22 protein-coding genes are annotated in these 24,767 nt (G+C 36.6%); 12 read left to right on the top strand and 10 right to left on the bottom strand.

The genetic code is table 11. The annotated features are described in order from the left end of the window. Positions 1-45: 45 nt before the first annotated feature. Positions 46-1,317, top strand: a complete 1,272-nt coding sequence (locus DZ858_RS12905; protein ID WP_117160078.1) for an MFS transporter — start codon at positions 46-48, stop codon at positions 1,315-1,317. Positions 1,318-1,508: 191 nt separating this feature from the next. Here the strand turns inward: DZ858_RS12905 and DZ858_RS12910 are convergent, their stop codons facing one another. From DZ858_RS12910 to DZ858_RS12930, 5 genes are all read right to left on the bottom strand, one after another. Beyond that, the gene (locus tag DZ858_RS12910; RefSeq protein ID WP_239990786.1) at positions 1,509-1,874 is read right to left on the bottom strand and encodes an ExbD/TolR family protein; all 366 of its coding nucleotides are present in this window, start codon (positions 1,872-1,874) and stop codon (positions 1,509-1,511) included. Positions 1,875-1,971: 97 nt separating this feature from the next. After that, the gene (locus DZ858_RS12915; protein ID WP_117160079.1) at positions 1,972-4,026 is read right to left on the bottom strand and encodes a PepSY-associated TM helix domain-containing protein; all 2,055 of its coding nucleotides are present in this window, start codon (positions 4,024-4,026) and stop codon (positions 1,972-1,974) included. A 5-nt stretch (positions 4,027-4,031) separates the two neighbouring features. Beyond that, complete coding sequence (locus DZ858_RS12920; RefSeq protein ID WP_117160080.1) at positions 4,032-4,334, bottom strand: hypothetical protein; 303 nt, start codon at positions 4,332-4,334, stop codon at positions 4,032-4,034. Next, complete coding sequence (locus tag DZ858_RS12925; RefSeq protein WP_117160081.1) at positions 4,324-4,665, bottom strand: hypothetical protein; 342 nt, start codon at positions 4,663-4,665, stop codon at positions 4,324-4,326. Before DZ858_RS12925 ends, DZ858_RS12920 begins: the two co-directional genes overlap by 11 nt. A gap of 88 nt (positions 4,666-4,753) precedes the next feature. Beyond that, positions 4,754-7,177 carry a TonB-dependent receptor gene (locus DZ858_RS12930; protein ID WP_117160082.1) on the bottom strand — a complete coding sequence of 808 codons (2,424 nt, stop codon included), beginning with the start codon at positions 7,175-7,177 and terminating at the stop codon, positions 4,754-4,756. Between the two features lie 248 nt (positions 7,178-7,425). Here DZ858_RS12930 and DZ858_RS12935 point away from each other — a divergent pair, with 248 nt between their 5' ends. Genes DZ858_RS12935 through DZ858_RS12945 form a run of 3 tightly spaced genes read left to right on the top strand, consistent with a single transcriptional unit; the run spans position 7,426 to position 9,412 of the window. After that, on the top strand, positions 7,426-8,544 hold the full coding sequence (locus DZ858_RS12935; RefSeq protein ID WP_117160083.1) for a DEAD/DEAH box helicase: 1,119 nt from the start codon (positions 7,426-7,428) through the stop codon (positions 8,542-8,544). A gap of 6 nt (positions 8,545-8,550) precedes the next feature. Beyond that, positions 8,551-8,805: a DUF1456 family protein gene (locus DZ858_RS12940; RefSeq protein WP_117160084.1), complete on the top strand. Its 255-nt coding sequence runs from the start codon at positions 8,551-8,553 to the stop codon at positions 8,803-8,805. A gap of 13 nt (positions 8,806-8,818) precedes the next feature. Next, a complete protein-coding gene (locus DZ858_RS12945; protein WP_117160085.1) occupies positions 8,819-9,412 on the top strand; it encodes a Crp/Fnr family transcriptional regulator in 594 nt (197 codons plus the stop codon). A 21-nt stretch (positions 9,413-9,433) separates the two neighbouring features. Here DZ858_RS12945 and DZ858_RS12950 read toward each other — a convergent pair whose 3' ends face one another. The 4 genes from DZ858_RS12950 to DZ858_RS12965 are packed head-to-tail and all read right to left on the bottom strand — an operon-like array spanning position 9,434 to position 12,443. After that, positions 9,434-10,303, bottom strand: a complete 870-nt coding sequence (locus DZ858_RS12950) for a pirin family protein (protein ID WP_117160086.1) — start codon at positions 10,301-10,303, stop codon at positions 9,434-9,436. Between the two features lie 3 nt (positions 10,304-10,306). Further along, entirely contained in the window at positions 10,307-11,236 is a 930-nt protein-coding gene (locus tag DZ858_RS12955) for a DUF5996 family protein (protein WP_117160087.1), read from the bottom strand. Positions 11,237-11,271: 35 nt separating this feature from the next. After that, on the bottom strand, positions 11,272-12,147 hold the full coding sequence (locus DZ858_RS12960) for a pirin family protein (protein WP_117160088.1): 876 nt from the start codon (positions 12,145-12,147) through the stop codon (positions 11,272-11,274). A gap of 2 nt (positions 12,148-12,149) precedes the next feature. Further along, positions 12,150-12,443: a GNAT family N-acetyltransferase gene (locus DZ858_RS12965; protein WP_117160089.1), complete on the bottom strand. Its 294-nt coding sequence runs from the start codon at positions 12,441-12,443 to the stop codon at positions 12,150-12,152. Between the two features lie 143 nt (positions 12,444-12,586). On the opposite strand from DZ858_RS12965, the gene DZ858_RS12970 reads away from it, so the two are divergent. The 8 genes from DZ858_RS12970 to DZ858_RS13005 all read left to right on the top strand — a co-directional run bounded on the left by DZ858_RS12970 (position 12,587) and on the right by DZ858_RS13005 (position 24,219). Then, positions 12,587-12,922: an ArsR/SmtB family transcription factor gene (locus DZ858_RS12970; RefSeq protein ID WP_117160090.1), complete on the top strand. Its 336-nt coding sequence runs from the start codon at positions 12,587-12,589 to the stop codon at positions 12,920-12,922. Between the two features lie 50 nt (positions 12,923-12,972). Next, positions 12,973-13,449, top strand: a complete 477-nt coding sequence (locus DZ858_RS12975; RefSeq protein WP_117160091.1) for a DUF6428 family protein — start codon at positions 12,973-12,975, stop codon at positions 13,447-13,449. Between the two features lie 8 nt (positions 13,450-13,457). Continuing rightward, positions 13,458-14,231, top strand: a complete 774-nt coding sequence (locus DZ858_RS12980; protein WP_117160092.1) for a metallophosphoesterase family protein — start codon at positions 13,458-13,460, stop codon at positions 14,229-14,231. Positions 14,232-14,241: 10 nt separating this feature from the next. Continuing rightward, positions 14,242-14,625, top strand: coding sequence for a glycine cleavage system protein GcvH (gene gcvH, locus DZ858_RS12985; protein WP_117160439.1), 384 nt, complete (start codon positions 14,242-14,244; stop codon positions 14,623-14,625). Positions 14,626-14,639: 14 nt separating this feature from the next. After that, positions 14,640-15,677 (top strand): ACR3 family arsenite efflux transporter, encoded by a 1,038-nt coding sequence (arsB, locus tag DZ858_RS12990; RefSeq protein ID WP_117160093.1) that lies wholly within the window; start codon positions 14,640-14,642, stop codon positions 15,675-15,677. Positions 15,678-15,892: 215 nt separating this feature from the next. Beyond that, positions 15,893-20,884, top strand: coding sequence for a translocation/assembly module TamB domain-containing protein (locus DZ858_RS12995; RefSeq protein ID WP_117160440.1), 4,992 nt, complete (start codon positions 15,893-15,895; stop codon positions 20,882-20,884). A 5-nt stretch (positions 20,885-20,889) separates the two neighbouring features. Next, entirely contained in the window at positions 20,890-23,178 is a 2,289-nt protein-coding gene (gene tamL, locus DZ858_RS13000; protein ID WP_394340449.1) for a translocation and assembly module lipoprotein TamL, read from the top strand. Between the two features lie 30 nt (positions 23,179-23,208). Beyond that, positions 23,209-24,219: a TonB-dependent receptor gene (locus DZ858_RS13005; RefSeq protein WP_117160094.1), complete on the top strand. Its 1,011-nt coding sequence runs from the start codon at positions 23,209-23,211 to the stop codon at positions 24,217-24,219. A gap of 7 nt (positions 24,220-24,226) precedes the next feature. Here the strand turns inward: DZ858_RS13005 and DZ858_RS13010 are convergent, their stop codons facing one another. Beyond that, positions 24,227-24,712, bottom strand: coding sequence for a hypothetical protein (locus DZ858_RS13010; RefSeq protein ID WP_117160095.1), 486 nt, complete (start codon positions 24,710-24,712; stop codon positions 24,227-24,229). Positions 24,713-24,767 lie beyond the last annotated feature (55 nt).

The following is a 24,767-nucleotide window of genomic DNA, read 5'->3' on the forward strand; positions in this document are numbered from 1 at the left end:
AAAGAATAGTATTTTTGCTTAGACAGAAATACCCTTTTTTCTTTTATGGCTAAAAACGACCCGTACGCAGCGTTACGCTACCGCGAATTCAATATTTTTTTACTACTTAGGTTTGCCATGGTTTTTGCTTGGACCATGCAGTTTGTCGTGATAGAATGGGAAGTCTATAGCATTACCAAGGACCCGCTTTCATTAGGGATTATTGGTTTAATGGAAGTAATTCCAGCAGTTTCCATGGCGTTATTTGCTGGTCACGTAGTAGATCAAAAAGAAAAAAAAGGGTTACTTATAAAATGTATTATAGGATTTTCTATAGTTAGTTTGGGGTTGTTTTTAATTACTTGGCCACGTATTATTAGTGGTATGGCAACCAACACTGTCCTGTACTGTGTGTATTTCTTGGTTTTTCTTGGCGGACTTGTTCGTGCTTTTATCGGACCTACTATTTTTTCACTCTTTTCATTATTAATTCCCAAAAAAGTATATCCCAACGCAGCTACTTGGAGCAGTTCTGTTTGGCAAGTAGGAGCTGTTTTAGGCCCTGCACTTGGTGGGTTTGCAATTCATTGGATTGGGGTGCATTGGTCTATGTGTTTTATCTTCGGACTTTCCTTGTTGGCATTAATCAGTTTATCTCAAATTCCGAAGAAACCAGTATTAAACCCAAATATTGGGGAACCCGTGATGAAAAGTTTAAAAGGAGGACTAAAATTTGTATTCAACAATAAAGTGATTCTTGGAGCATTAACCTTAGATATGATTGCTGTACTATTTGGTGGGGCAGTGGCGTTATTACCCATTTTTGCACAAGATATATTACACGTAGGTTCTGAAGGCTTCGGAATATTGCGAGCAGCGCCTGCAGTAGGAGCTGCTATTATTATGTTTACGTCGGCCTATTTTCCACTTAATAAAAACGCGGGGATGAAACTTCTAGCTGCAATATTTGGTTTTGGCCTCTGTATTATTACATTCGGTCTTTCTACTTGGTTCTGGCTTTCGGTTTTTGCTCTATTTATGAGCGGGGTCACAGATGGAATTTCGATGATTATTCGTCAAACAATTTTACAATTAAAAACACCCGACGCTATGCGTGGTCGCGTAGCATCGGTTAATTCCATGTTTGTGGGGTCTTCTAACGAGTTAGGTGCTTTTGAAAGCGGGTTAACAGCTAAACTAATGGGAACCGTCACCGCTGTCGTGTTTGGAGGTTGTATGACGCTATTCACGGTTGTAGGTACCGGAGCATTACTCCCGAAGTTTAGAAAACTTGATTTGGAAGAAGACTTAAAAGAATACGAAAACGAAGAGGATTAATTATTTAATATCGGCTTCAGAAATACGGAGCGGGTACGCTTGTTGCACCTGCTTGATCTCTTCTTCAGTAAGTTCGCCTTCCTCTTTTTTTAATACAGTTTCTACATACGCTTCGCGCAATTCGAGATAAGCTGCCGTTAATTCATTTTGTACTGTTATAAAAGCTTTATAAGGTGTTTTTGGATGCGTTTTTATTGAAATAGATGCTTTTTTGGGTTATCGGAAGCAGAAGCAATTTTATTCCCTTGGCAGTAGGTACATGTAGCATCACCATTATTATCTATAAAATTGGTAAGTACATTTTTCAAATCTTTATAGGAAGTAATGGTTTCGTTCACAAATAATTCACCAGCTTTATTTATGTTGATACTTAAGAGATTTCGCTCGTTTATTTCAGTATCACATTTTTGTCCTGGTGGGCAGGGTTCAGGTATTTTTCGTAAAATTCCTTTATCATTAGGAATTGTTGTGGAAACTAAAAAGAAAATCAATAATAGGAAAGCAATATCGGCCATGCTTCCTGCATTGACCTCGGGCATTTTATTTGAGTGTCTCATAACTGATGGATTTAATGTGTTAGTTACAAGAAAACTTCAAAAAAAGTGCCAGAGTCTTTTTTTAAGTCTTTAAATCTATTTTTTTAAGCAGTACAGCTTACTCATTTAGAAGACTTTGCTTAATCTCTTCTTTATTCCACCTAATAATATTTATAGCAAGAAATGTGTTAGCAAGCACCACCATCGCTAAAATAAGTAGTTCCGAAATATTAGAAGCTTCATAGAATATAGATCCTACAAAATGATATACATTAAATATACCAATTACAAGTGCCCAACAGAAAGAAGTCCAACGAAACCACGATTTTTTCACTTCCAACGTAAGTAAAAAGAAAAGTAAAGCTAATCCTTCCAATCCTAAGCGCCATAGGTGATGATTTAGTGGTACGTCGCCTGTAGCACCTTCAATCATTACAGATTCGTTATAATATACACCAAATAGACCGTAAATGTGGTGAACGATAAATCCGATTGCCAAGAAAAGCCATAACACAGCTGTTTTTGTTCTCATAAATTTTAATTTGTTTGTTGTTTTTGTTGAAGGGGTAAGCGATTGTTTAAAATCCTTTTTACGCCCTTGTAATAAAGTTGTATGTTCAGTATTGGTGACAGGGCGTTTCAGTTTTAAAACGATCCACAATGAAACGATACTCATTATAAGCCAAAATAGATCTACACAGAAAATTTCATATTGGCCTTCAGCAAATGTTTTCCAGATCCAATTTCCAGAGGTAAGACCGTTCACAATTGGGATTAAGAACCCTAAAATACTTCCAGACAATAAGGTGTACTTATTGGTTTTATAATTATCGCGCATAAAGCGAAATGCAGCAGCAACAGCAATCCAACCTAAAAAGTAAACAGCGTATAAAATAGATTCTCGGGAAGAATCCATCGATCTCGGAAGTACCTTTGCAATAATAAAAGAGAAAGCGGTAATAGGGTACATGGTTAGGCAAATAGCCAAGTAAACATGTCCTACTTTTCTATTAAATAGCTTTTGTTCAATAGGCACATTCTTTTTGTGTCGAGCTTCCAGCCAAATTAATACCCCTGAAATAATTACAAAACAGGTTATCAAAGCCAAAACGAAATAAATAAACTTTAATGGCAAGCCGCCAAAATCTCCAAAATGAAGCCTGCGTACTGTTAATTCAACATCTTCTAAGTAATCGTTGTCATGTGGATTTTTCTCTGAAATTAGTTCTCCAGAAGCTACATCATAAACGGTACGCCCGTTTCCTAAAAACTTATCATCAGGATCTAGTAAACCATCCACTTGAAATTTCATGTTAGTGGCACCATAATTTCGAATATACACTTGAGCAGGTGTGAAGTTTTCCCACTTGCTAAGCGTTTTATCCATAAAAACGTTTAAGTCTGGAATGTTAGTAAACTCCTCTTTTTCTAGCTCGTAAGTCTTCGCCATAGGGCGGAGTTCTGCAATTGTTTTGTCTTGGTCATTATCGTAAATGAAATTGGCGGGCAGTAACACCAATGCTGAAAGACATAAAAAGCAACTGGTAACAGCAAATACAAATTGAAAGGGAAGACCAATCATACCTAAAACAGTGTGTGCGTCGGTCCAAATGGTTTTCAATTTCTTTTTGGGCCTAAAGGTGTAAAAATTCTGAATAATCTTTTTCCAATGGACAATAACTCCGGTAACAATGGCAAATAAAAAGAATAGGGCGATAAAACCAGAAATATAAATACCAATGACTGGTACTTGACTAAAAAAGTGAAGTCTATAAATTAATTCTCCAATACTATAAAAATCATAATATTCTGAATGACTGTAGTCTACAGCATCTAAAAAGAAGTAATACTTTTTGTTGTCATCGTTGACAATTGTGGTGTCTTGCGACTTACTCAACAATACATACAATTTCTGTTTTGCATCTGGAGCAATCATTCTCACATCTCTTCCATAGAGATTAAAACCTTGCGCTTTAATACTATCAACTACTCGATTATAATCAATTTTTTGAGCTTGTTCTATGTTTACAGAATCACCTTTTTCCCAAGCGGTGATTTCATCTTTTATCAATGCAAAAGCACCGGCAAAGAATATTATATACAAAGCAACACTAATAACAATACCGCTGACAGTATGAGTATGAAAAAAGATGTTGTAATTACGTTTGCTCATGAAAGTTAATTAATTGGATTGTACATTTTTCCGAAGTAAATAGCAATACTCAATAGGATACTTATACTTAAATAGATCGCCCATAATTTCCATCCATTTTTGGCCAAAAAGGATAAAATTATAATGGTAACCCACATTATATAAAGTGTAAAAACCGAAGTGATTAAAACAATTTCAGGCCTGGGTAACCAATAAGCCAATGCTATATGAAACAAAGCTGAAATGATATATCCTCCCAAAATACCTGCCGAAATTTTAGCAAATCGTTGCCAGGAAGACGTTGTTAAGTATTTTTTATTAGCTGGCATAGGCGAGATATATTTCAAAAATAAAAGAAACGATAAAAATGACGCTCATTTGTTTATAATTAATAACCTGTAGTGGTACTAAAATAACCACAAGGCTCGCTACAATAGATAGTATAATAAATTCTGAAATAATTCCTGAAGCAATACCCCAAACTAATGAAAGAGCTACAAAAGCAGCTATCAGTAAAATAAGTGCGGTGACTTTAAAAACTTGCTTGTTACTTAAAGCTAATTTTCTTTCAGGAACAGAAGTAGGAATGGCTGCTCTTTTTGAAGTTAAAAGAAGCATATAGAAACCTAAAACAGTAAGTAGTATTGTTAGCGTTATCATTTTATTTTTTTAAAAGCAATAACCCTGAACCATTTTCAGGGTTATTGCTACTTAACAAAAAATCAATCAAATATTCAATAGTAATCTTTTAAAATTTATAGGTAAAGTTGGCATATAATGCACGTGGTGTTTGCGGTGTAATGGTTGTCCAACCTTTATAATATTCTTTATTGAAAACGTTATTCAATTTTAATCCTATGCGGTATTTATCGGCTTGATAAAAAACAGAAGCGTTTGCAACTGTGTATTCAGGAAGTATAAATTGACCCGCAGATCCATAATCTATAGTTACACGCTCACTCGCACCATTAAATCCAGCACCAAGACCAAAACCGTCTAAAGCACCTTCTTGAAATTCATAGTTCGCCCAAAGGTTATAAAGCGTCTCAGGACCAGCCTCTACAGGACGTGTACCTAATAAAACAGGGTTGTCGTTTTTTATAATTTCACTATTATTATTACTGAAACCAGCTTTAATATTCAATCCACTAACAGGATTTGCATTTACTTCAACTTCAAAACCTTTACTTTCTACTTCACCACCTTGAATTTTATTAAATGGAGAAGAAGGGTCGGTAATTACTTTGTCGGTAACATTAATATCATAATAACTAATAGTTGCATGCAAGCGGTTGTTAAAGAAGTTTGTTTTTACTCCAAACTCTAACTGGTTTGCTTGTTCAGGATCAAAAGACTTTAACGTCTGCGCGCCATCTTGTGGGTCACCTACTAAAGCAGGGGCTACGTTGGTAAAACCATTTTGGTAGTTAGCAAATACTGAAATCACATCTTTTATAGGCTGGTATAACAACCCAAACTTTGGTGAGAACGTACTTTGGTCGTAATCATCATCTGGATTTGTAAGGTCACCTTCGTTATCAAATACATCAAACCGAACGCCGGCCATAGCAGAAAGAGTAGGTGTTATATTTAAAACATCGGAAACATATGCACTGTACACATGTGTTTTAGACTTAATGTTATTAACTGTTTGAGAAGCTAATGCATCATCTACACCAGCGGTAGTTAACGGGTATGAATCATCTTCAACCTCTTCAGTAAAAGGATCATCACCAATTGTTTGTCCGTTGGGTCTCACATTTCCGTAGAAAGCATAGCCCGTACTATTATCTGTTACGGTTGAATTAAAATAATCAACACCTGCTACTACGCGATTCCTAAGGTTTCCTAGTTTAAAATCCCCGATAAAGTTTTGCTGAATATCGGTTGTGTTGGTCCGTGAGTTCTGTTTGTTGATCAAACGGCTAAAGGTAGTTCCTTCCAAAATTCCGTAGTCAAATAAGTAAGAGTAATATCCATCTGTTGACGTACTACTTTTTGAAAGAATGGTTTGTGACTGCCAAGTATCGGACAACTTATAATCCATCTCCACGCGGTAATTTGCTGAAGGATTTGTAAGTGTTAAGGCATTACTTGTAAACGATAACTTATTATTATAGTTAAGTTCGTCTAGATTTCCAGCTCTAGAGGGAGCTGAACGGTTTAAAAATAAGAAAGTTGGATTGGTTTGTTCGGCTTGAGTAATTTCGGCATAAAAAGAAAATGACAACCGATTGTTTACTTTATACGATAGGGAAGGAGCCACAAAAAATGATTTTCTGAAACCTGCATCTTGAAAACTATCTTCGGTAGAATAGGATGTATTTAAACGAAAATAAATATTATTCTCTTTATCCAATGGTGTATTCAAATCAGCCGAAATCATATTTAATCCATACGTTCCAGAGGTAAATGAAACTTCCCCACCAAAACCAATATATGGTTTTTTGGTAACAACATTTATTAATCCACCATATGATGTTACTGTACTACCAAATAAAGTAGCTGAAGGACCTTTAATTACTTCAATACGTTCAATATTAGCAGCGTTAATCGTACCATTAGTAATTCCTGGAACACCGTTTACCAATTGTGGTTGTACCGAAAATCCTCGTAAAGAATAGTATCCTGCACCGTCACCACCACGCCCTGTAGAAGACCATAATTTTTCAATACCGGTTGCATTTTTAAGGGCATCTTCAAAGTTGGTGGTTATTTGCGACTTCAGTAAATCGGTTGTAATTGTGCTGTATACCTGTGGGTTTTCAAGATCTTCTAATGGTAATTTTGAAACATAAGCTGTTTTTTTACGGGAGAACTTATTTCTACGCTCTCCATTTACAACAACCTCTTGTAGAATTTCGTTTCCTTCATACATGATGATGGAAGGGATTTGCTTGGTTTCATTTTCTAAAAGGGTAACGGTTACTTCGTGGTTTTTAAAGCCTACATATGAAAAGTAAATGGTATGTGTTCCTTCAGAAATACCATCAATTTCAAAATGACCGTCCCTATCGGTTTGAGCGCCTTTCTGAGCGTTTTTCACAAAAACATTAACACCCAAAAGAGGCGTGTTGTTTGCATCTGTTACATTTCCTTCAATTTTTGCTGTTTGAGCAGTAGCGCCTGCAAATGCTAATAGAATTAAAATTAGGTGGGGTAATTTATACATTTATTGTTATTTAGACTTGATATAGATAGTTAATTTTGATGCAAAACTAATAACCCTTTTTGATACTTCAAAAGTTTATTTAGATTAATTTTAAATAGAATAATTAGAGGTAGTTGTAGGTTGCTTTAAATTAAGTGTTTATACGTAAAAAAAATACTTAAAAGTGATTAGTTTCTAAAATAGGCTGTACATTCTTTTACCAGAATATAAAACGTACCTTTGCATCCTAAAACAATAGTAAACGCTATATGGCAACATTTCAACAAGTAGGAATTCAGAAAGAATTTATAAAGGCATTAAAAGAGTTAAATATTACAACTCCAACTGAAATTCAAGAAGCTGTCATTCCACTTTTATTAAAATCGAAAACCGATTTAGTAGGCTTAGCACAAACCGGTACAGGTAAAACAGCTGCTTACGGCCTACCATTACTACAAAATATTGAACCTTCAAAAGCAGTCGTGCAAGCATTAATTTTAGCGCCAACACGCGAGTTGGTACAACAAATTCAAAAGCAGCTTTTCAGGTTTACCAAATATGCTCCAGAAAAGATTTTTGCTGAAGGTGTATATGGCGGTGAAAAAATTGATATACAAATAAAAAGATTAAAACGCCCTACTCATATAATCGTGGCTACTCCAGGAAGGTTGATGGATTTAATGAAACGAGGTGATGTTAGTTTGCAAACAATAAATACGCTTGTGTTAGATGAAGCTGATGAAATGTTGAGCATGGGCTTTAAGCAAGACCTCAATAAAATATTAGAACAAGCAAATAAGCAACGTAATACGTGGTTATTTTCAGCTACCATGCCTGAGGATATTAAAAAGATTGTCAAAACCTACATGGATGCCAATGCTGCGAAAATTGAAGTGAATAAGAATAGCTTGGTCAATGCTAATATTTCGCATTACTACATAAAAACCTCATTAAAAGAAAAAGTCGAAAACTTAATTCGCTTGATGGATACCTTAAAAGATGATCGAGGAATCATTTTTTGCCGTACCAAAGCAGGTACCCAAAAACTTACTGATATATTAAAAGAAGACGGTTTTTCAGTAGCTGCATTAGAAGGCGATATGCAACAAAAAGAACGCGATAAAGTAATGCGCGCCTTTAAAAAGGAAAATGTACAAATACTTATTTCTACAGATGTTTCCGCGAGAGGGATTGATGTAAACAACCTTGGGTTTGTAATTCATTACCAATTACCCGATCAACAAGAATATTACACACACCGAAGTGGGCGTACGGCAAGAGCAGGAAAAACAGGCTCTTCCATTGCGTTGATTTTACCAAGTGAATTGCAAGAGATTCACCAGTTACAGAAAACACTCGGTATAAAATTTAAAGAATCAATACTATAAAATAATATGGCTTTAACGAATAATGACATTATGAAAAAACTTCGCGTGGCACACAAGTTACGTGATGACGATATTGTAAAAATTTGTGCTTTGGTAGACTTTAAGGTTTCAAAAAGTGAAATGGGCGCTATTTTCCGGAAGGAAGATCACCCAAAGTATATGGAGTGTGGCGATCAATTTCTTCGGAATTTTTTAAACGGATTAGTTGTGCATCTTCGTGGCCCGATGCCACCGAAGAAAAAGAAAGAACCCTCAAAGTAAAACAAGCTTTGTTATGGAGTGTGAAACGTTTCAATCATATTTAATGAATAGAGGAGTTACCGAAACACAATTTGATGAATTGGCTCCTTTTTTACGATCCGAAACGTTTTCAAAAGGGGAAATAGTGCTACAACAAGGTGAAACGTGCAAAGCGTCTATGTTTGTTGAAAAAGGCTTGCTTCGAGCCTACACGTTAGATGAAAACGGCAAAGAGCATATTGTTCAATTTGCTCCGGAAAATTGGTTTATTGGCGATAGAGGAAGCATCTATTTTAACGATCCTTCTTATTTTATTATTGATGTAATAGAGACTGCTGAAGTCGTGTTTGTAACAGAAGAATTTATTGAAAAGGCTTCAGAATTGAGTGCTTCTTTTAGAAAATTCAATAAAAAGCTACTTCATAATCACATTCAACAGCTACAAAAAAGAATTGATTTGCTGTTGGGTGCTTCCGCAGAAAAAAGGTATTTAAACTTCATTGAATTATACCCCGATTTACTATTTCGCGTGCCACAATGGATGATTGCTTCCTACTTGGGAATTACTCCTGAAAGCCTGAGCCGAGTGAGAAAATTGTTGGCCGATAAAAATTTTACACCTAATTAATTAGATTCCACCATTTTTAAATTATTCAGGTAAGGGTACAAAGTCAGTTTCTCTTGGTACTTTCGGAAATCGTTGCGCTTTCCAATCATCTCTGGCTTTTTGTATCGTTTCTTTTTCCGAAGCCACAAAATTCCAGTGTATATGTCGTTCTTCAGGGAAAGGGTCGCCTCCAAAAATATATACGGTTGAATTTTCAGCCATTTCAAACTCGCATAAGGAGCTGTCTTTTGCTACCATTATTTGTTTGGGTTCATATATATTTCCTTCGCTGTAAACGGCACCTTCCAAAATATACAACCCGCTTTCACCAAATAAATCATTCCCTAAGGTTATTTTCTGTCGGGAGGTGTTTTTCAACTCGATAAAATACAAATTACTGTGTACTGGTACGGGTGATTTTTTCCCCAGTACTTCTCCGGCTATCAATTTAATAGTTACCCCATTTTCAACCCATTCAGGAATATCCTTTTTATTAATATGATGAAACGAAGGTGCCGTTGCTTCTAGATTTTTAGGAAGGGCTACCCAAATTTGTAATCCGTGTAGCGTTTTGTGTGTATTCCGAAGATAATCGGGCGTTCGCTCTGAATGTACGACTCCTTTTCCGGCCGTCATCCAATTAACGGCACCGGGTTTAATTTCTATTTCGGTTCCTAAACTATCCCTATGCATAATAGAACCTTCGAATAAATAGGTTAAGGTAGAAAGCCCAATATGCGGATGCGGCGGTACATCAAGATTTTCTTTCTCGTTCATTACAGCAGGTCCCATGTGGTCTATAAAAGCAAAAGGCCCCACCATTCGCTTACTTCGGAAAGGAAGCAACCTGCCAACCATAAAATTACCGATGTTGGCAGCGCGTTCTGGAATAATGGTTTGTATGTTTGACATAAGCTATATGTTTTCTAAAGAAGGAACTTCTAATTCATCAATATCCCAATTCGCCAGACTAGCTCCGGCGCGGTAAGCAGACTCCATAAAAGCCATTAACGCTTCTCTTGGGTTTATTTTTGTAAGAAGGTCGTTGTATTTTAAAATAGCCATCGGACTTCCGTTGGCATCCATCCAAAAAGCACTATCAGGTTGTAAAGATTTTTTATCAACCCCTTCAGGTGCAGGATAAGTATAGGAATAAAAGGCAGGTTCTTTCATATTGTCATCTCCTGCCCAAAATCCGAAACTAATACATTCATGGGTGTACGCATCTTTGTCCGATATTCTCGCTTCTTTAGGCATAGGTGGCGCTTTTTTTCCTGAAAAGTGTGTAACTGCTATATCCATAGAGTGCCAGTAGACGTGAACTGGACAGGTTTTTCCGTAAAAGCGACCACTAAACTCTTTAAACACGCCATCTACCCATTGAAAGGTTTTCCACAACTTGGTGATATAATCTTGGTTGTAATGATGGTACGTTGTTATTTCAGAAAAAGACTCTTCAATACCCAAGTCATAAGGTTTTTCTACCATATTTACTGGAATACTAAAGTCGGAAAGGATTCCTAAAAGTTTTTTATAAAAGTCAGCTACGGTTAACCCTTCTTGAAGATCAAATTGCGCCGATTCCCCCTTACTTGTATCCACTTCTAACTTATGAGAAAGGATGTTTAATGTAATGGTAAAGGTGCTTTCTCCCGAATTATAGAAAACAGGCCCGGTTGTAAATCCTTTGGTATCTATATATTCGGTTATGTACCACCAATGATTTTTTCTATGGGATAATGATAACCGTATTTTCCCTATTATTTGAAGAAATAAATGAAGGGTTAGCTTACTCTTTTCATTTCCGGTATATGGAAGTTGCTGTAAACGGGTTGCTGTTTTCATATCATTGCTTTTTTAAAGTTACTGAATTTTTGTTACTATTCTAAATACCCAAACTTACCCATATTAAAATCATTGATTGCTTGCGTCAATTCTTCTCTAGTGTTCATTACAAACGGGCCTTGAGCAGCGATGGGTTCTTTAATGGGTTCGCCGCTTAAAATTAATACCACAGCATCTTCCGAAGCTTCAACCGTAAACGTTTCGCCTTGATTTTCAAACAATACAAAATGATCGGTCGGTACTGTTTCTGATTCATTTACGGTTACGCTACCTTCAATAACCAATAGACAGGTGTTGTAGTTTTCAGGAAAAGTAAAGTCTGCAGTTCCGCTTTTGTTCAATCGAGCATTCATCATATGTACAGGAGTGAAAGTAGAGGCAGAGCCTTTAGTATCTTTATAGCTTCCTGCAATTACCTCAATAGTACCAGAATTATTAGGCAATTCATGGCTGTTGATTTCATCAGCAGAAAGCGCCTGGTATTTCGGTTTCGACATTTTATCCTTTGCGGGAAGGTTTACCCACAGTTGTACCATCTGAAAGTCTCCTCCGGCTTTACTGAATTCTTCTTCGTGGTATTCTTTATGTAACACACCAGAAGCTGCCGTCATCCATTGTACACCGCCTTCTCCAATTACACCGCCCCCACCGCTACTATCGTGATGGGCAACTTTACCTTTATACGCAATGGTCACCGTTTCAAATCCACGATGTGGATGCACGCCCACACCTCTTGGCGTATCAGTGGGAGGGAAGTAGAATTTGGAGTTGTAATCCAGCATGATAAACGGACTCATACGTTCCATATCCAATCTAAATCCACTGGGGATAAAGTTGTGTACTCGAAAACCGTCACCTACAAAATGAGGTGCTCTGGGTTCCGCTACTAATTCTATATTTTTTGTACTCATAACTATTCTTGTTTATTGTGAAATATTGAATTTTCCTGATATTCAGGATGCCTGTCAATGTAGCTTTTAATAAAAGGACAATATGGTTTTACTTTCAGATTGTGCTCAGCAGCATAGTCTAAAATGCCTTTTGCAATAAAAGTACCAACTCCTTTTCCGGAAAGCTCTTCTGGAACTTCAGTATGCGTAAAAGCAATTTTGTCTTTATTGAGTTTGTAATCCGCAAAAGCCACTAAGCCTTCTATGTGAACTTCAAAACGGTTCTCTTTTTCGTTCTTAATTAATTGATAGTCCATAGTTTATTTGTTTTATTCAAAGATAAAGAAGGTTTTTAATTTGTACATTGATGTATGATAAGAAGTAATTTTGTAGATTTTATTAGAAAACAGTTGCAAGATATTTTTATTCATCGTAATATTGCAATATAACAATTAATGTAATGGGAATTACCAAATCTGAAATATTTACAGTACAGCAAAACCAACTGGCACAGTTTGCGAAAGCCTTTTCGCATCCTGCTAGAGTTGCTATTTTGCAGTACTTATTTAAAACGGAGAGTTGTGTATGTGGAAGCCTTGTAGACGAAATAGGGTTGGCACAGGCAACCATTTCTCAGCATTTAAAGGAATTAAAAAACTTGGGGCTTATACAAGGAACGGTAGAAGGTACCAGCGTTTGTTACTGTATCAATACAACTGTTTGGGATGAAATGAAAGCGGTTTTAACTTCTTTTTTAAACCAAGATACAGATGTAGCTGAAGATAGTTGTTGCTAAAAAAATTTACATGAATCAATCGTATTATTACGATAATAAAACTATATACTATGAAACTTTCTGAAATAAAAAACATTTTAAAACAATCTGAAACCATTGCATTTGAATTGCCTAATGGCTCTTTAGTACCGAATCACTTTCACGTAACCGAAGTAGGAAAAGTAACCAAAAACTTCATCGATTGTGGCGGCACAGTTAGAAATGAAGAAGTAGTTAATTTTCAACTTTGGGAAGCAGACGATTATGATCACCGTTTACATCCTGAAAAACTGGTAAATATTATTGAACTTTCTGAAAAAACGCTTCAGATAGATGATTCATTAGAGATTGAAGTTGAATATCAAGGTGCTACCATCGGAAAATATGGATTGGATTTTAATGGAAGACACTTCACATTAACAACCAAGCAAACCGATTGTTTGGCAAAAGAGAACTGTGGAGTACCTGAAACTAAACAGAAAAAAAACCTTTCTGAATTAAAAGCAGAACCAGCAGCTTCATGTAGTCCTAATTCGGGTTGTTGCTAATTTAAAAAATGAAAATAGCTTTATTTAGTGACATACATTCCAATCTACCAGCCTTAGAAGCCTTTTTTAAAGATGTTGAAAAGCAGGATGTTGACGCCATGTATTGCCTTGGCGATTTAGTTGGCTACAACATTTGGCCAAATGAGGTAATCGAAGAAATTAAAAAAAGAAACATTCCTACCATTGCTGGGAATTATGATTTTGGTATTGGTAGAAGCAGTGATGATTGTGGATGTGCTTATAAAACTGATGAAGAAAAAGCCAATGGGGCAGTTTCTATTTCTTTAACCAATGAATTGGTGAACGACAAAAACAGAAAGTACCTACGCACGTTGCCTGCTCATATTAAATTAGAGTTTCAGTTGAATGACGATCAACTGAATGTGTTATTTGTCCATGGTAGTCCGCGTCGTATTAACGAATATCTATTTGAAGATAGGGCAGAAAAAAGCATGCTTCGTATTATGGAGCAAGCCGATGCAGATGTTATGTGTTTTGGACATACCCATAAACCATATCACAGAATCTTAGATGCTTCAACAGAAGATGAAGCTCATTTTAAGCATGCTATTAATATTGGCTCAGTTGGCAAACCAAAAGATAGCGACAACAGGGGTGGTTATGTTTTATTAAATATAAATGAAGATGCTTCAATTAAAAACAAGGATACTATTTCAGTAGAATTTATAAGGTTTGATTACGATATTGAAAAAGCAGCAAAAGCAGTAGAAGAAAGTAGCTTGCCCAATGCGTATGCCGATAATTTAAGAAATGGCGAATAAAAAAATGATTATGAAATTACCTGAAAATTTAAAATATTCAAGAGAACATACTTGGATAAAGATAACCAATTCAATCGGTATTGTTGGTATAACAGATTTTGCACAACAGGAATTGGGAGAAATCGTCTATGTAGATTTGCCTAATGTAGGAGATGAATTTGATCAAAACGAAGTGTTTGGTTCTGTGGAAGCTCTTAAAACCGTAAGCGATTTATTTATACTTATTAAAGGAGAAGTTACAGAAATCCATGAAACGTTGAACGATACACCAAAGGCGGTGAATGACACACCTTATTCTGATGGTTGGATGATAAAAATAAAGATTGACAATACAGAAGAACTGAATACCCTTCTCTCGGCTGAAGAATATCAAAATTTTATAGAAAAAAACTAAAACGATTCAGAATAATGAAAAAATTAAGCTTTTTAGACAACTATCTAACCCTATGGATTTTCATAGCCATGGCAATAGGAGTAGGGATTGGGTATTTTTACCCTTCCTTTCCTGAAGTGGTAGATTCCTTTAGCTCAGGGTCGACCAATATTCCCATCGCGATTGGGCTTATTGTGATGATGTACCCACCTTTGGCTAAAGTAAATTTTAGACTGTTGCCTAAAGTATTTAAGAATGTAAAAATACTTTCTATATCCTTGATCCTTAATTGGATCATCGGTCCTGTATTGATGTTTATTCTGGCAATCACCTTTTTACAAGATTACCCTGAATATATGGTAGGGCTTATTCTTATTGGTCTTGCACGATGTATTGCAATGGTATTGGTATGGAACGATCTTGCAGAAGGAAGTAGCGAATACGGTGCCGGATTAGTTGCTTTAAACAGCATTTTTCAAGTATTTGCATATAGTTTTTATGCGTGGTTGTTTATAACGATACTACCACCATACTTCGGGTTTGAAGGAGCTATTGTCGATATTTCCATTGCTACTATTGCAGAAAGCGTCGCTATTTATCTAGGAATTCCATTTTTAATGGGAATTTTAAGTCGGCTAATTTTAGTGAAAGCAAAGGGAGAAAAGTGGTACACAGAAACATTTATACCTACAATATCTCCGCTTACTTTAATCGCCTTACTATTTACAATTGTAGTAATGTTTTCTCTAAAGGGAGAGCTAATTGTAGAAATACCTATGGACGTTGTAATCATTGCGGTTCCATTATTAATCTACTTTGCATTGATGTTTATAATTGGCTTCTTTTTCAGTAAAGCGATGGGAGCAGACTACGATAAAAACGCTGCTATTTCATTTACAGCTGCCGGAAACAACTTTGAACTTGCCATTGCGGTAGCTATTGCCGTGTTCGGTCTTAATTCTGGGCAAGCGTTTGCAGGGGTTATCGGTCCGTTAGTTGAAGTACCGGCCTTAATTTTACTGGTTCGGGTTTCATTTTGGCTTCGGAAGAAATATTATCTTAAAACAGCTTAACAGTTGTTCTTTTTAAATTTCTGAAAAATCATTTAAAAAGTTATCATTTCTATAACTATTAAATATTCTAGAAAACCATATTTTGCAGGAGATACGTATACTTAAGAGTTATCCCCATAAATTTGGAACAGAACAAAGAAAAAACAACTAATACACAGCCTAAAAGAAAGGCTCGAAAAAAGAAATACCGCATATTCCGACGCATTGCAAGAGTAATGTTAGGAATATTGGTATTTCTGCTATTACTTATTTTATTTATTAGAAGTCCGTGGGGGCAAGGTATTATTGTAGATAAAGTTGTTTCCTACGTTTCCGATAAAACGAATACGAAGGTTGAAATAGAAAAGCTTTTTATCACCTTTGATGGTGACATTATGCTAAAAGGCTTATTTCTGGAAGACAAAAAAGGGGATACACTTGTCTACTCAAAATCATTGGAAGCAGATGTGCCACTTTGGCCCATCATTCGCGGAAACGGGATTGGGTTAGAATCAGTCGATTGGGAAGGGTTACGCGCCAATATTATTCGTAAAGACTCTGTTGCGGGTTATAATTTTCAGTTTTTAATCGATGCCTTTGCTGCGGAGGATATTACCAGTGTTACAGCTGATACCACCTCGGCACCAATGAATATTATTATAGGTGATTTAAATTTTGAAGATTTTGATGTTGTTTACAATGATGCCGTTCTAGGTATTGATAGCCGTTTTATAGTGGGTGAACTAGAACTTGAAATGGAAAAAACCGATTTGGAAAACATGGATTTCAGAGCTTCCGATGGGGTTATTAAAAACAGTCGCATACAGTACGTTCAAAACCCAGTGCCTCCCGCGCCGCCTGCAGATGTTCCCCTACCTTTTTTAGCGATAGACGAACTGACTATTGAAAACGTCTTTGCAACCTATCAAGATCATGTTCAAGGTTTGAGCGCTGAAGTAGATTTAGTTGATTTCTATGCCGAAGTCCCTAAACTTGATTTGGCTAATCAAGATTTTGAAATAGGTACCTTGGAACTCAACAAATCCATTGTGGCAATTAATATGAAGTCGAATACAGAGGAAGCAGTTGTAAAAGAGGAAAACAATGGAGCGTCAGAAAGTGCTTCTTTATGGCCCAACCTTCTTGTTGCCATAGATGAAATTGATTTTTCCGAAAATAATATTAGTTATTCAATTGATGGCGCAGAGCCCGTTCAAGGGACTTTTAACGCCAATGCTATTTCTATATCGAATTTAGAACTACAAGCGTCAGACATTTCGTTGAAAAATAAAACAGCCAATCTAAACTTAGAAAAGCTCTCTTTTCAAGAAGCTTCAGGGAATTCAGTACACAAAGCTGAGGTCCGTCTTGTCGTTACCGATACCAATATGAAAGTATCTGATCTTTCGATCGCAGCAAATAACAGTAGTCTTTCCGGAAACGCCACGCTTCAATACGCCAGTTTAAACTCGTTGATCGATTCCCCCGAAACAACAAAAGCGAACGTAAACATTCCCTCCTTTAAAGTGGCGTTACAAGATGTATTTCAATTTCAACCCGATTTAAAAAACAATGAATATCTAAAAACGGCTAGTAAACGCCCTATTTCAGGAAACATTAATGCCAAGGGCGTATTAAGCGCTTTGCAAATTCCATCGGCAAGAGTCAATTGGGGGAAAACAACCTATGTTTCAGCTACGGCAACCTTATACAATGTAACTGATCCTGAAAAACTGTCGTTCGATGTTCCTTCATTTATGGCCGAAACCGTTAAAAAAGATTTAGTTCAGTTTGTTTCAGAAGAAGAACTAGGCGTACAATTACCAAAAGACATACTATTAAAAGGAGTGGCTAGCGGAACCCCGGAAGATATTTCAGCCAATGCCAATGTAACTACTTCGCAGGGAGTCGCAACTTTAGAAGGAAATTTCAAAAATACGGACGAAATTGCATTCAATGCCGATTTCAACATACAGGAATACAACATTGGCGAATTATTACAAGATGAACAATTTGGGAAACTATCGTTAACAGCTTCCGCGAAAGGAAAAGGAACAACCATCAACACCTTAGATGCAACCGCTGAAGTAGTGGTGGATAGTTTTCAACTAAATGACTATAAAATCAAGGATTTAAAAGTTTCCGGAAACGTAAAAAACGGAAAAGGAGATATTGTTTCAAAATACAAGGATAAAAATCTGAATTTAGATTTAAACGCTTCCGTAGTGTTGGATTCTGTTGCGCCTGAAGCAAGTTTAGACCTTCATCTAATTGGTGCAGATCTAGAAGCACTGGGTATAATGGACCGTTATGTACGTGCTGGAATGCAGCTGAATGCCGATTTTGTGAGTGACGGGGACAGCTTTGACGTCATTTCGACTATTGGAGACGGTGTAATAGTTTATGATGATAAAAGCTATTTGTTAGGTAGTCTTTTGGCTACGGCGCATGTTAGTAGCGATACTACATCTATATGGGTGGATAATAAAATGCTCAACCTAACCTTAGAGTCCAATACCGATCCACAACGATTTAGCACGGCTATTCAAAAACATATTGGAAGTTATTTTTCTAGAAAACCGATCGATACTGATACGGTAAAAAATCCTGTAGATTTAACGGTAGAAGGAACCATCCGGCAATCGCCTGTTTTAAATGAAGTGTTTTTAGTTAATGTGAAAGACATGGACACGATTGATTTATCGCTGGATTTTAAAGAAAAAGAACGAAGATTAACGGCAAATATCTTAGCCCCTCATATTAATTACGGCGGAAATGAATTGGACAGTCTTAAGGTCTCGATGGAGACTAGTCAAGATAACTTCCGGTTTAACGCAGGCTTTAATGCAATTAATGCTGGGCCTTTGGCTATTCAGAAAACGGAAATAAAAGGAAATAAGGATGGTGAAAAGCTATTGCTGGATTTTCTTTCGTATTATGAGGATGAAAAGTTAATCCAAATTCAATCTGAAATCACAGGAACCAGTGATAAACTTCGGTTTCATGTAAATCCAGATTCGTTGATTATTCAGAAAAAACCGTGGACGACACCTGCTACTAACGAAATGCTTTTAAGCGAATCTAAAATTGAGTTTAATGAATTTCGTTTCAGTAGAAATAATCAGTCTTTAGAATTTACAGATAAGCTTCCCAATGAAAAAGATCACGTAGGGATTACATTTGAAAATTTCAAATTAAGTGAATTTCTTAATTATTTAAACCCTGAAGAAACCTTAGCCACCGGAATTTTAAATGGTCAAGTGGTGTTTGAAGATATCTTTGGTAGCACGGGATTAGTGGCCGATGTCGCTATAAAACAACTCAGTTTGTTGGATGTAAATTTAGGTACACTAAGTGTAGATGCCGGTTCTACAGGTGGAAATTCGTACGATTTTAATGCTGCTTTAAAAGAAGGTGCTATCGATATGGATATAACAGGTGATTATGTAGCCACCACTGAAACTCCTAACTTAAACCTAGACATAGCGATCAACGAATTTAAAATGAAAGCCTTGGAAGGTTTTTCACAAGGGGAAATCACACAAGCTGATGGCAGTTTTTCAGGAGCGTTTACCTTAAATGGAACGTTGGACGAGCCTGAATACAAAGGAAATATAGAATTTACTAATGCTGACTTTAAAATCGCAAAGCTAAATGCCGCTTTTACATTGGCAGACGAAGAATTGACGGTTGATAACAAAGGACTTGCTATGGATAACTTCACCATAGCAGATGAAAACGGTAACACGTTTTCTGCATCCGGAAATGTGGGTACCGAAAATTTTATAAATCCAACATTTGACCTACAATTAAAGGCGAAGAATTTTCAAGTACTAAATGCCACTGAAGATGATAATGACTTTCTTTACGGAATCGCAACTTTTGATGCAGACGCCAAATTGACCGGCGACCTTCAAATCCCTGTATTGAAAGGTTCACTCACGGTGGGTTCTAACACCGATGTTACGTATATCATGCCTTCTGCTACTGTGAACATAGAAGAACGCGATGGTGTTGTAATTTTTGTAAACCGGGAGAATCCGGATGCTATTTTAACCCGAACGGAAGAACAAACCGCTACAGTTACTGGTTTTGATATTTCAGCAAACTTAAATATTGGGAAAGAAGCACAAGTGAAAATTATTATTGATCAGGAAACGGGCGATAACTTTCAAGTTTCAGGGGAAGGGGAATTTAACTTTACAATGAACCCAAATGGAAGAATGAACCTTAGTGGTGTATATGAAGTAACAGACGGCCATTATGAAATGAATTTATACAACTTAGTCAATCGAAAGTTCAAATTAGATCCGAGTAGCCGTATTACGTGGTCTGGTGACCCATTTGACGCTGAATTGGATGTTCGGGCTATCTACGATGTAGAAGCTTCCGCTTCGCCATTAATGGCTTCGCAAACCTCGGGAGCAGATCCTTCAATTAAAAACAAGTATCGGCAAGTTTTACCTTTTTACGTGTACTTAAATGTTGACGGCGAGTTGATGCAGCCTAAAATTTCGTTTAATTTAGATATGCCGGAAGATGAGCAAGGTTCGGTTGGCGGACAAGTGTATGGCCGTATCCAGCAGTTAAATCAGCAAGAAAACGAGCTGAATAAGCAAGTGTTTTCATTATTAGTATTGAATCGTTTTTACCCAGAGCCTGGTAGCGATGGCAGTAGAGGAGGAGCGGCGAGCATTGCACGCGATAACTTGAATGATGCACTGTCTGATCAACTAAATGTATTTTCAGATAAATTATTGGGCGATACTGGAGTGGAATTAGATTTTGGGTTAGACAGTTATACCGATTATCAAGGAAACTCTCCACAAGAGCGCACCCAATTGGACATCGCTGCTAGAAAGAAGTTATTCAATGATCGTCTTATCGTAAGTGTGGGTAGTGAAGTGGATATACAAGGCAGTAGTTCTACCGGTGAACCAGCCCCTCTAATTGGAAATGTAAGTTTAGAATATATTTTAACTGAAAACGGGCGCTATCGTTTAAAAGGCTTCCGAAGAAATGAATTTGAAAATGTAATTGACGGGCAAACCATTGTAAGTGGTATTGCGCTTATTTTTACACAAGAATTTAATGAGTTTAAAGATTTATGGGATGCGATGCTTCGGTCACAATCTCAAGATGAAGAAGATTCTGAAAAGGAAACTAAAGAAAAGGAGAAAGCGAAAAGAACCAAAGAAACCGAAGAAGAACAAAAAAATAATAAGTAACGACAGTGAAAATATTTACAACATATAAGGGAGTAGGTGTATTACTATGCTTCATCCTACTACTACAATCTTGTAGTGTAGAGAAATTTATTCCCGAAGGGGAACGGCTCTATACCGGTGGTGAAATAGAAATTAAGGCAGACTCTACTATTAATAATCAAGCGCAATTAAAAACCGCTTTAGAAAATACCATGCGACCAGAACCTAATAAAAAGTTTCTAGGGATGTACCCTGGTCTCTACTATTACTACAAAGTGCAAGATTCTACACCTGGTTTTTTAAATAAATGGTTTTATAAACAAATAGGTGAAGAACCTGTTTATCAATCTGATGTGGAGCCGTATCAAGTTGAAGAAATATTATTAAATCGATTGGAAAACAGAGGATTTTTCTACAGTACGGCTAGTTCAGAATTTACTGAAAGCGAAAATAAACCAGAAGCTTCTATAAAATACACTGTAAACGTCCCCACACCCTACAGAATTGCAACGTATCAGCTAGACAGCTTGCCGCAACCTATTTACAGTGATATGCAACGTAGTGTGGCAACCACAAAATTGACACCTGGGATGCGGTTCGATTTGTCAAATATGAAACTGGAACGTGAGCGTATTGATAACGAATTAAAAAAGAAGGGATACTATAATTTTAACCCGGGTTTCCTCATTTTTGAAAGTGATACCAATCAATATGACAATAAGAAATTTGATCTGTTTTTAAAGCTGAAAAAAGAAGTTCCTACAAAAGGTATTATTCCGTATAAAATTTCAAAAGTAAATATTTATCCTAATAATGATGTTCAGATCGATTCCGCAGCAATGGATACGGTTCGGTTTCAGGATAAAAACTACATACAAAAAGGAACCTTTTTTAAACCGAAATATTTAGACCCATTTGTAACTTTAGAAGAAGGAACATATTATAATCCCGAAACTTCTAGAAATACCGCGAGACGGTTGTCTACCATTGGTGCGTATAAATTTGTCAACATTCAGTATAAAGTGAAAGATTCTTCGGCAACCGATTCGTTAGGTATTTTAGAAGCCGACATCTACCTGTCACCGCTTAACAAACGTGCCATTCGAGCCGAGTTGCAAGCTGTAACAAAATCGAACAATTTTGCAGGACCACATTTAGCCTTAACCTTTAGCAATCGTAATTTATTTAAAGGCGGCGAAACCTTAAACATTACAGCAAATGCTGGATATGAATTCCAAGCTGGCGGTGGTAGTAACAGTACTGGAAGAACCAGTTTGGATTTAGGGTTAAAGACCGAACTTATTTTTCCACGGGTAATTTCACCTTTAAAAATTGATGATAATTTCTTTGAATATTCCATTCCGAAGACCAAAACCAGTATTGGCGTTAATTATTTAAACCGAAGTAAGTTATACACCTTGCTTTCGGGTACCGCTTTATTCGGTTATTCTTGGCGAGCAAACCGCTATGTTACACACGACATTAATCCAATATCTATTAACTACACCAAGCTTTCAAACACGACAGCTGAGTTTGATGCTATTTTAGAGGAAAACCCTTTTTTACAGCGTAGTTTTGATCAAGAATTTATATCGGGATTGACGTATTCATTTACGTATAATGGGATGGTCGATACCCAAGATACCCATCAATTTTATTTGAATGCTACTTTAGATGTGGCCGGAAATTCCATTAGCTTATTTGGTCAGGTCGAAGAAGCAGGCGAACCCAAAACGTTTTTAGGGTTAGAATATGCGCAATACGCCAAAGCTGATATTGATGGAAGGTACCATTTTAACTTCGGAAAAGAGCAAACCATCGCTACTCGGTTATTTGCAGGTTATGGGCATGCTTATGGAAACTCAGATGTGTTACCCTATGTAAAGCAATATTTTTCTGGTGGCCCGTATAGTGTTCGGGCCTTTCAAATTCGCTCTTTAGGTCCTGGAACCTATGATGGGAGTGACACAGGAGATTCGTTTTTTGATCAAACCGGGAACATACGTTTAGAAGCCAATGTGGAATATCGTTTTCCATTATTTTCTTACTTGAAAGGAGCCGTATTTGCCGATGCTGGGAATATTTGGAACTCAAAAGCAAATGATGCTTTGGACGGACAAGGTAAGTTTACTTCAAGTTTTATTTCTGAATTGGGTATGGGCGCAGGTATTGGTTTGCGTGTCGATATTCAGGGATTTGTACTTCGTTTCGACCTTGCTGCTCCATTTCACGACCCCTCATTGCCCGAAGGCGAACGCTTCGATTTTCAAGCTGATAACCCCGTATTTAACTTTGCTATTGGGTATCCATTTTAACTTTATATTTATAACTAGTATTGAATTATTATGAAATTAGTATTTCCGATTTTCTTCTTATTCTTAACAGTTAATGCTGTAGCACAGAAAAAGGAAGAGCAAGATTTTTCTGCTTTTAAAGATTATTACCCCATAGCGAAACGACCTTATTTATCAGGAGGTTTTGGGAATAATGAATATGAACAAATTCTATTCGATGCCAAACCAGTTGTATATTATGGGCTATATAATGACATTCGAAAATCCCTTAGCAGAGACAGCATTGTACGGGGCGATGCTTTTTATCTTAGCTTACAGCCGCAGTTACGGATGTATCAAGAAAACTCTAAACCGGTTAAAACACCGTCCTACAAAGCATTGATAGGCTGGCAATCCATATTAAGGACCAATAATAATAATTTTCTTACTATGGCTATTGAAACAGGGCATTATAGTAATGGACAAACCGGTGCTGCTTTTAGTACCGAATTTGAAGATGAATCGGAAGAAGGGCAAGCCGCATATGAAGCCATTACAGATGATACCGACCTTTCAGCTATATTGAACCGTAAAAACGGAAACTTTTCTACTAATCTTTCTAGATTATCATTTAATTATCGGGTAAACCGTTTTGATGCAGAGAATAACCCGAAACGAATTCACTCGTATACATTTACCTATCAATTGTACCACAACAATTTTATGGGTCTTTTTGACTTTGGAGGCTATAATTCAGAGGATATCAAACTATATGGCCGTCATCAGTTTGAGTTGGGGTACGAGTTTACGGACTATTACAAAAAGATGCGTTACACAATAGGGCAGGAGGTATTCTTACATTTGGGGTCGCACCCTTCAACCGAACCGTACCGATCTAAAACCTATGGAATAGTATACCCTTGGGATACCGATTTAGGTTTTTTTGCTGATTTTACTTTTGGTTTTGATGATTATAACTATCGGTTTGTCGATAGTTTTCCGCGTTTTTCCATTGGTGTAACGTGGGATTGGTTTACACCTTTTGTGGTTAAACCTCCAAAAGTGGTTACTGATAAATCTTAATACTGCTTTAATCTACACAAGCCTTTTTTACCAACGGAAACTTAGCATCAAAAGTAAGCGAACTTGGGTTTTGAAATACTTGTGTAGCGTTTTTCAGTTCCATAGGGCCATAGCCTTGTAATAAGGTGTCGTTTTTAACTCTAAAAGCAACTTGTCGAACACTTTCTACCCCTTCCGATTCAAACGTATAATCGGCTAATAAAACATTGTTTTTGATGTAGCCTTTAAACCGGCCTGTGTTTTTATCTTTTTCAGCTAAAGCAAATAATAAAGTTCCAGTAATAGAATCTCCTTTCTCCATTACTTGTAATGAAATGGTGGATTTATTATCGTTATAAACATAACACCCTTTCTGTAACCGTTTTGGTTTCTTTTTTTTAATTTGGGTTGCTTCTTTTTCTTTTGATGAAGAAGCTTCTTTTTTCTTTGTGTTACAGCCTATTACTATTAGAAATGTAATTAATAAGAATAAGGGTGTCTTTACGTAATTCATAGAGTTTAACTTTTGCTATTCTAAAAATACAAGAATCATTATGTTTCAAACTGTA

The organism is Marixanthomonas ophiurae (assembly GCF_003413745.1).
Classification (GTDB): domain Bacteria; phylum Bacteroidota; class Bacteroidia; order Flavobacteriales; family Flavobacteriaceae; genus Marixanthomonas; species Marixanthomonas ophiurae.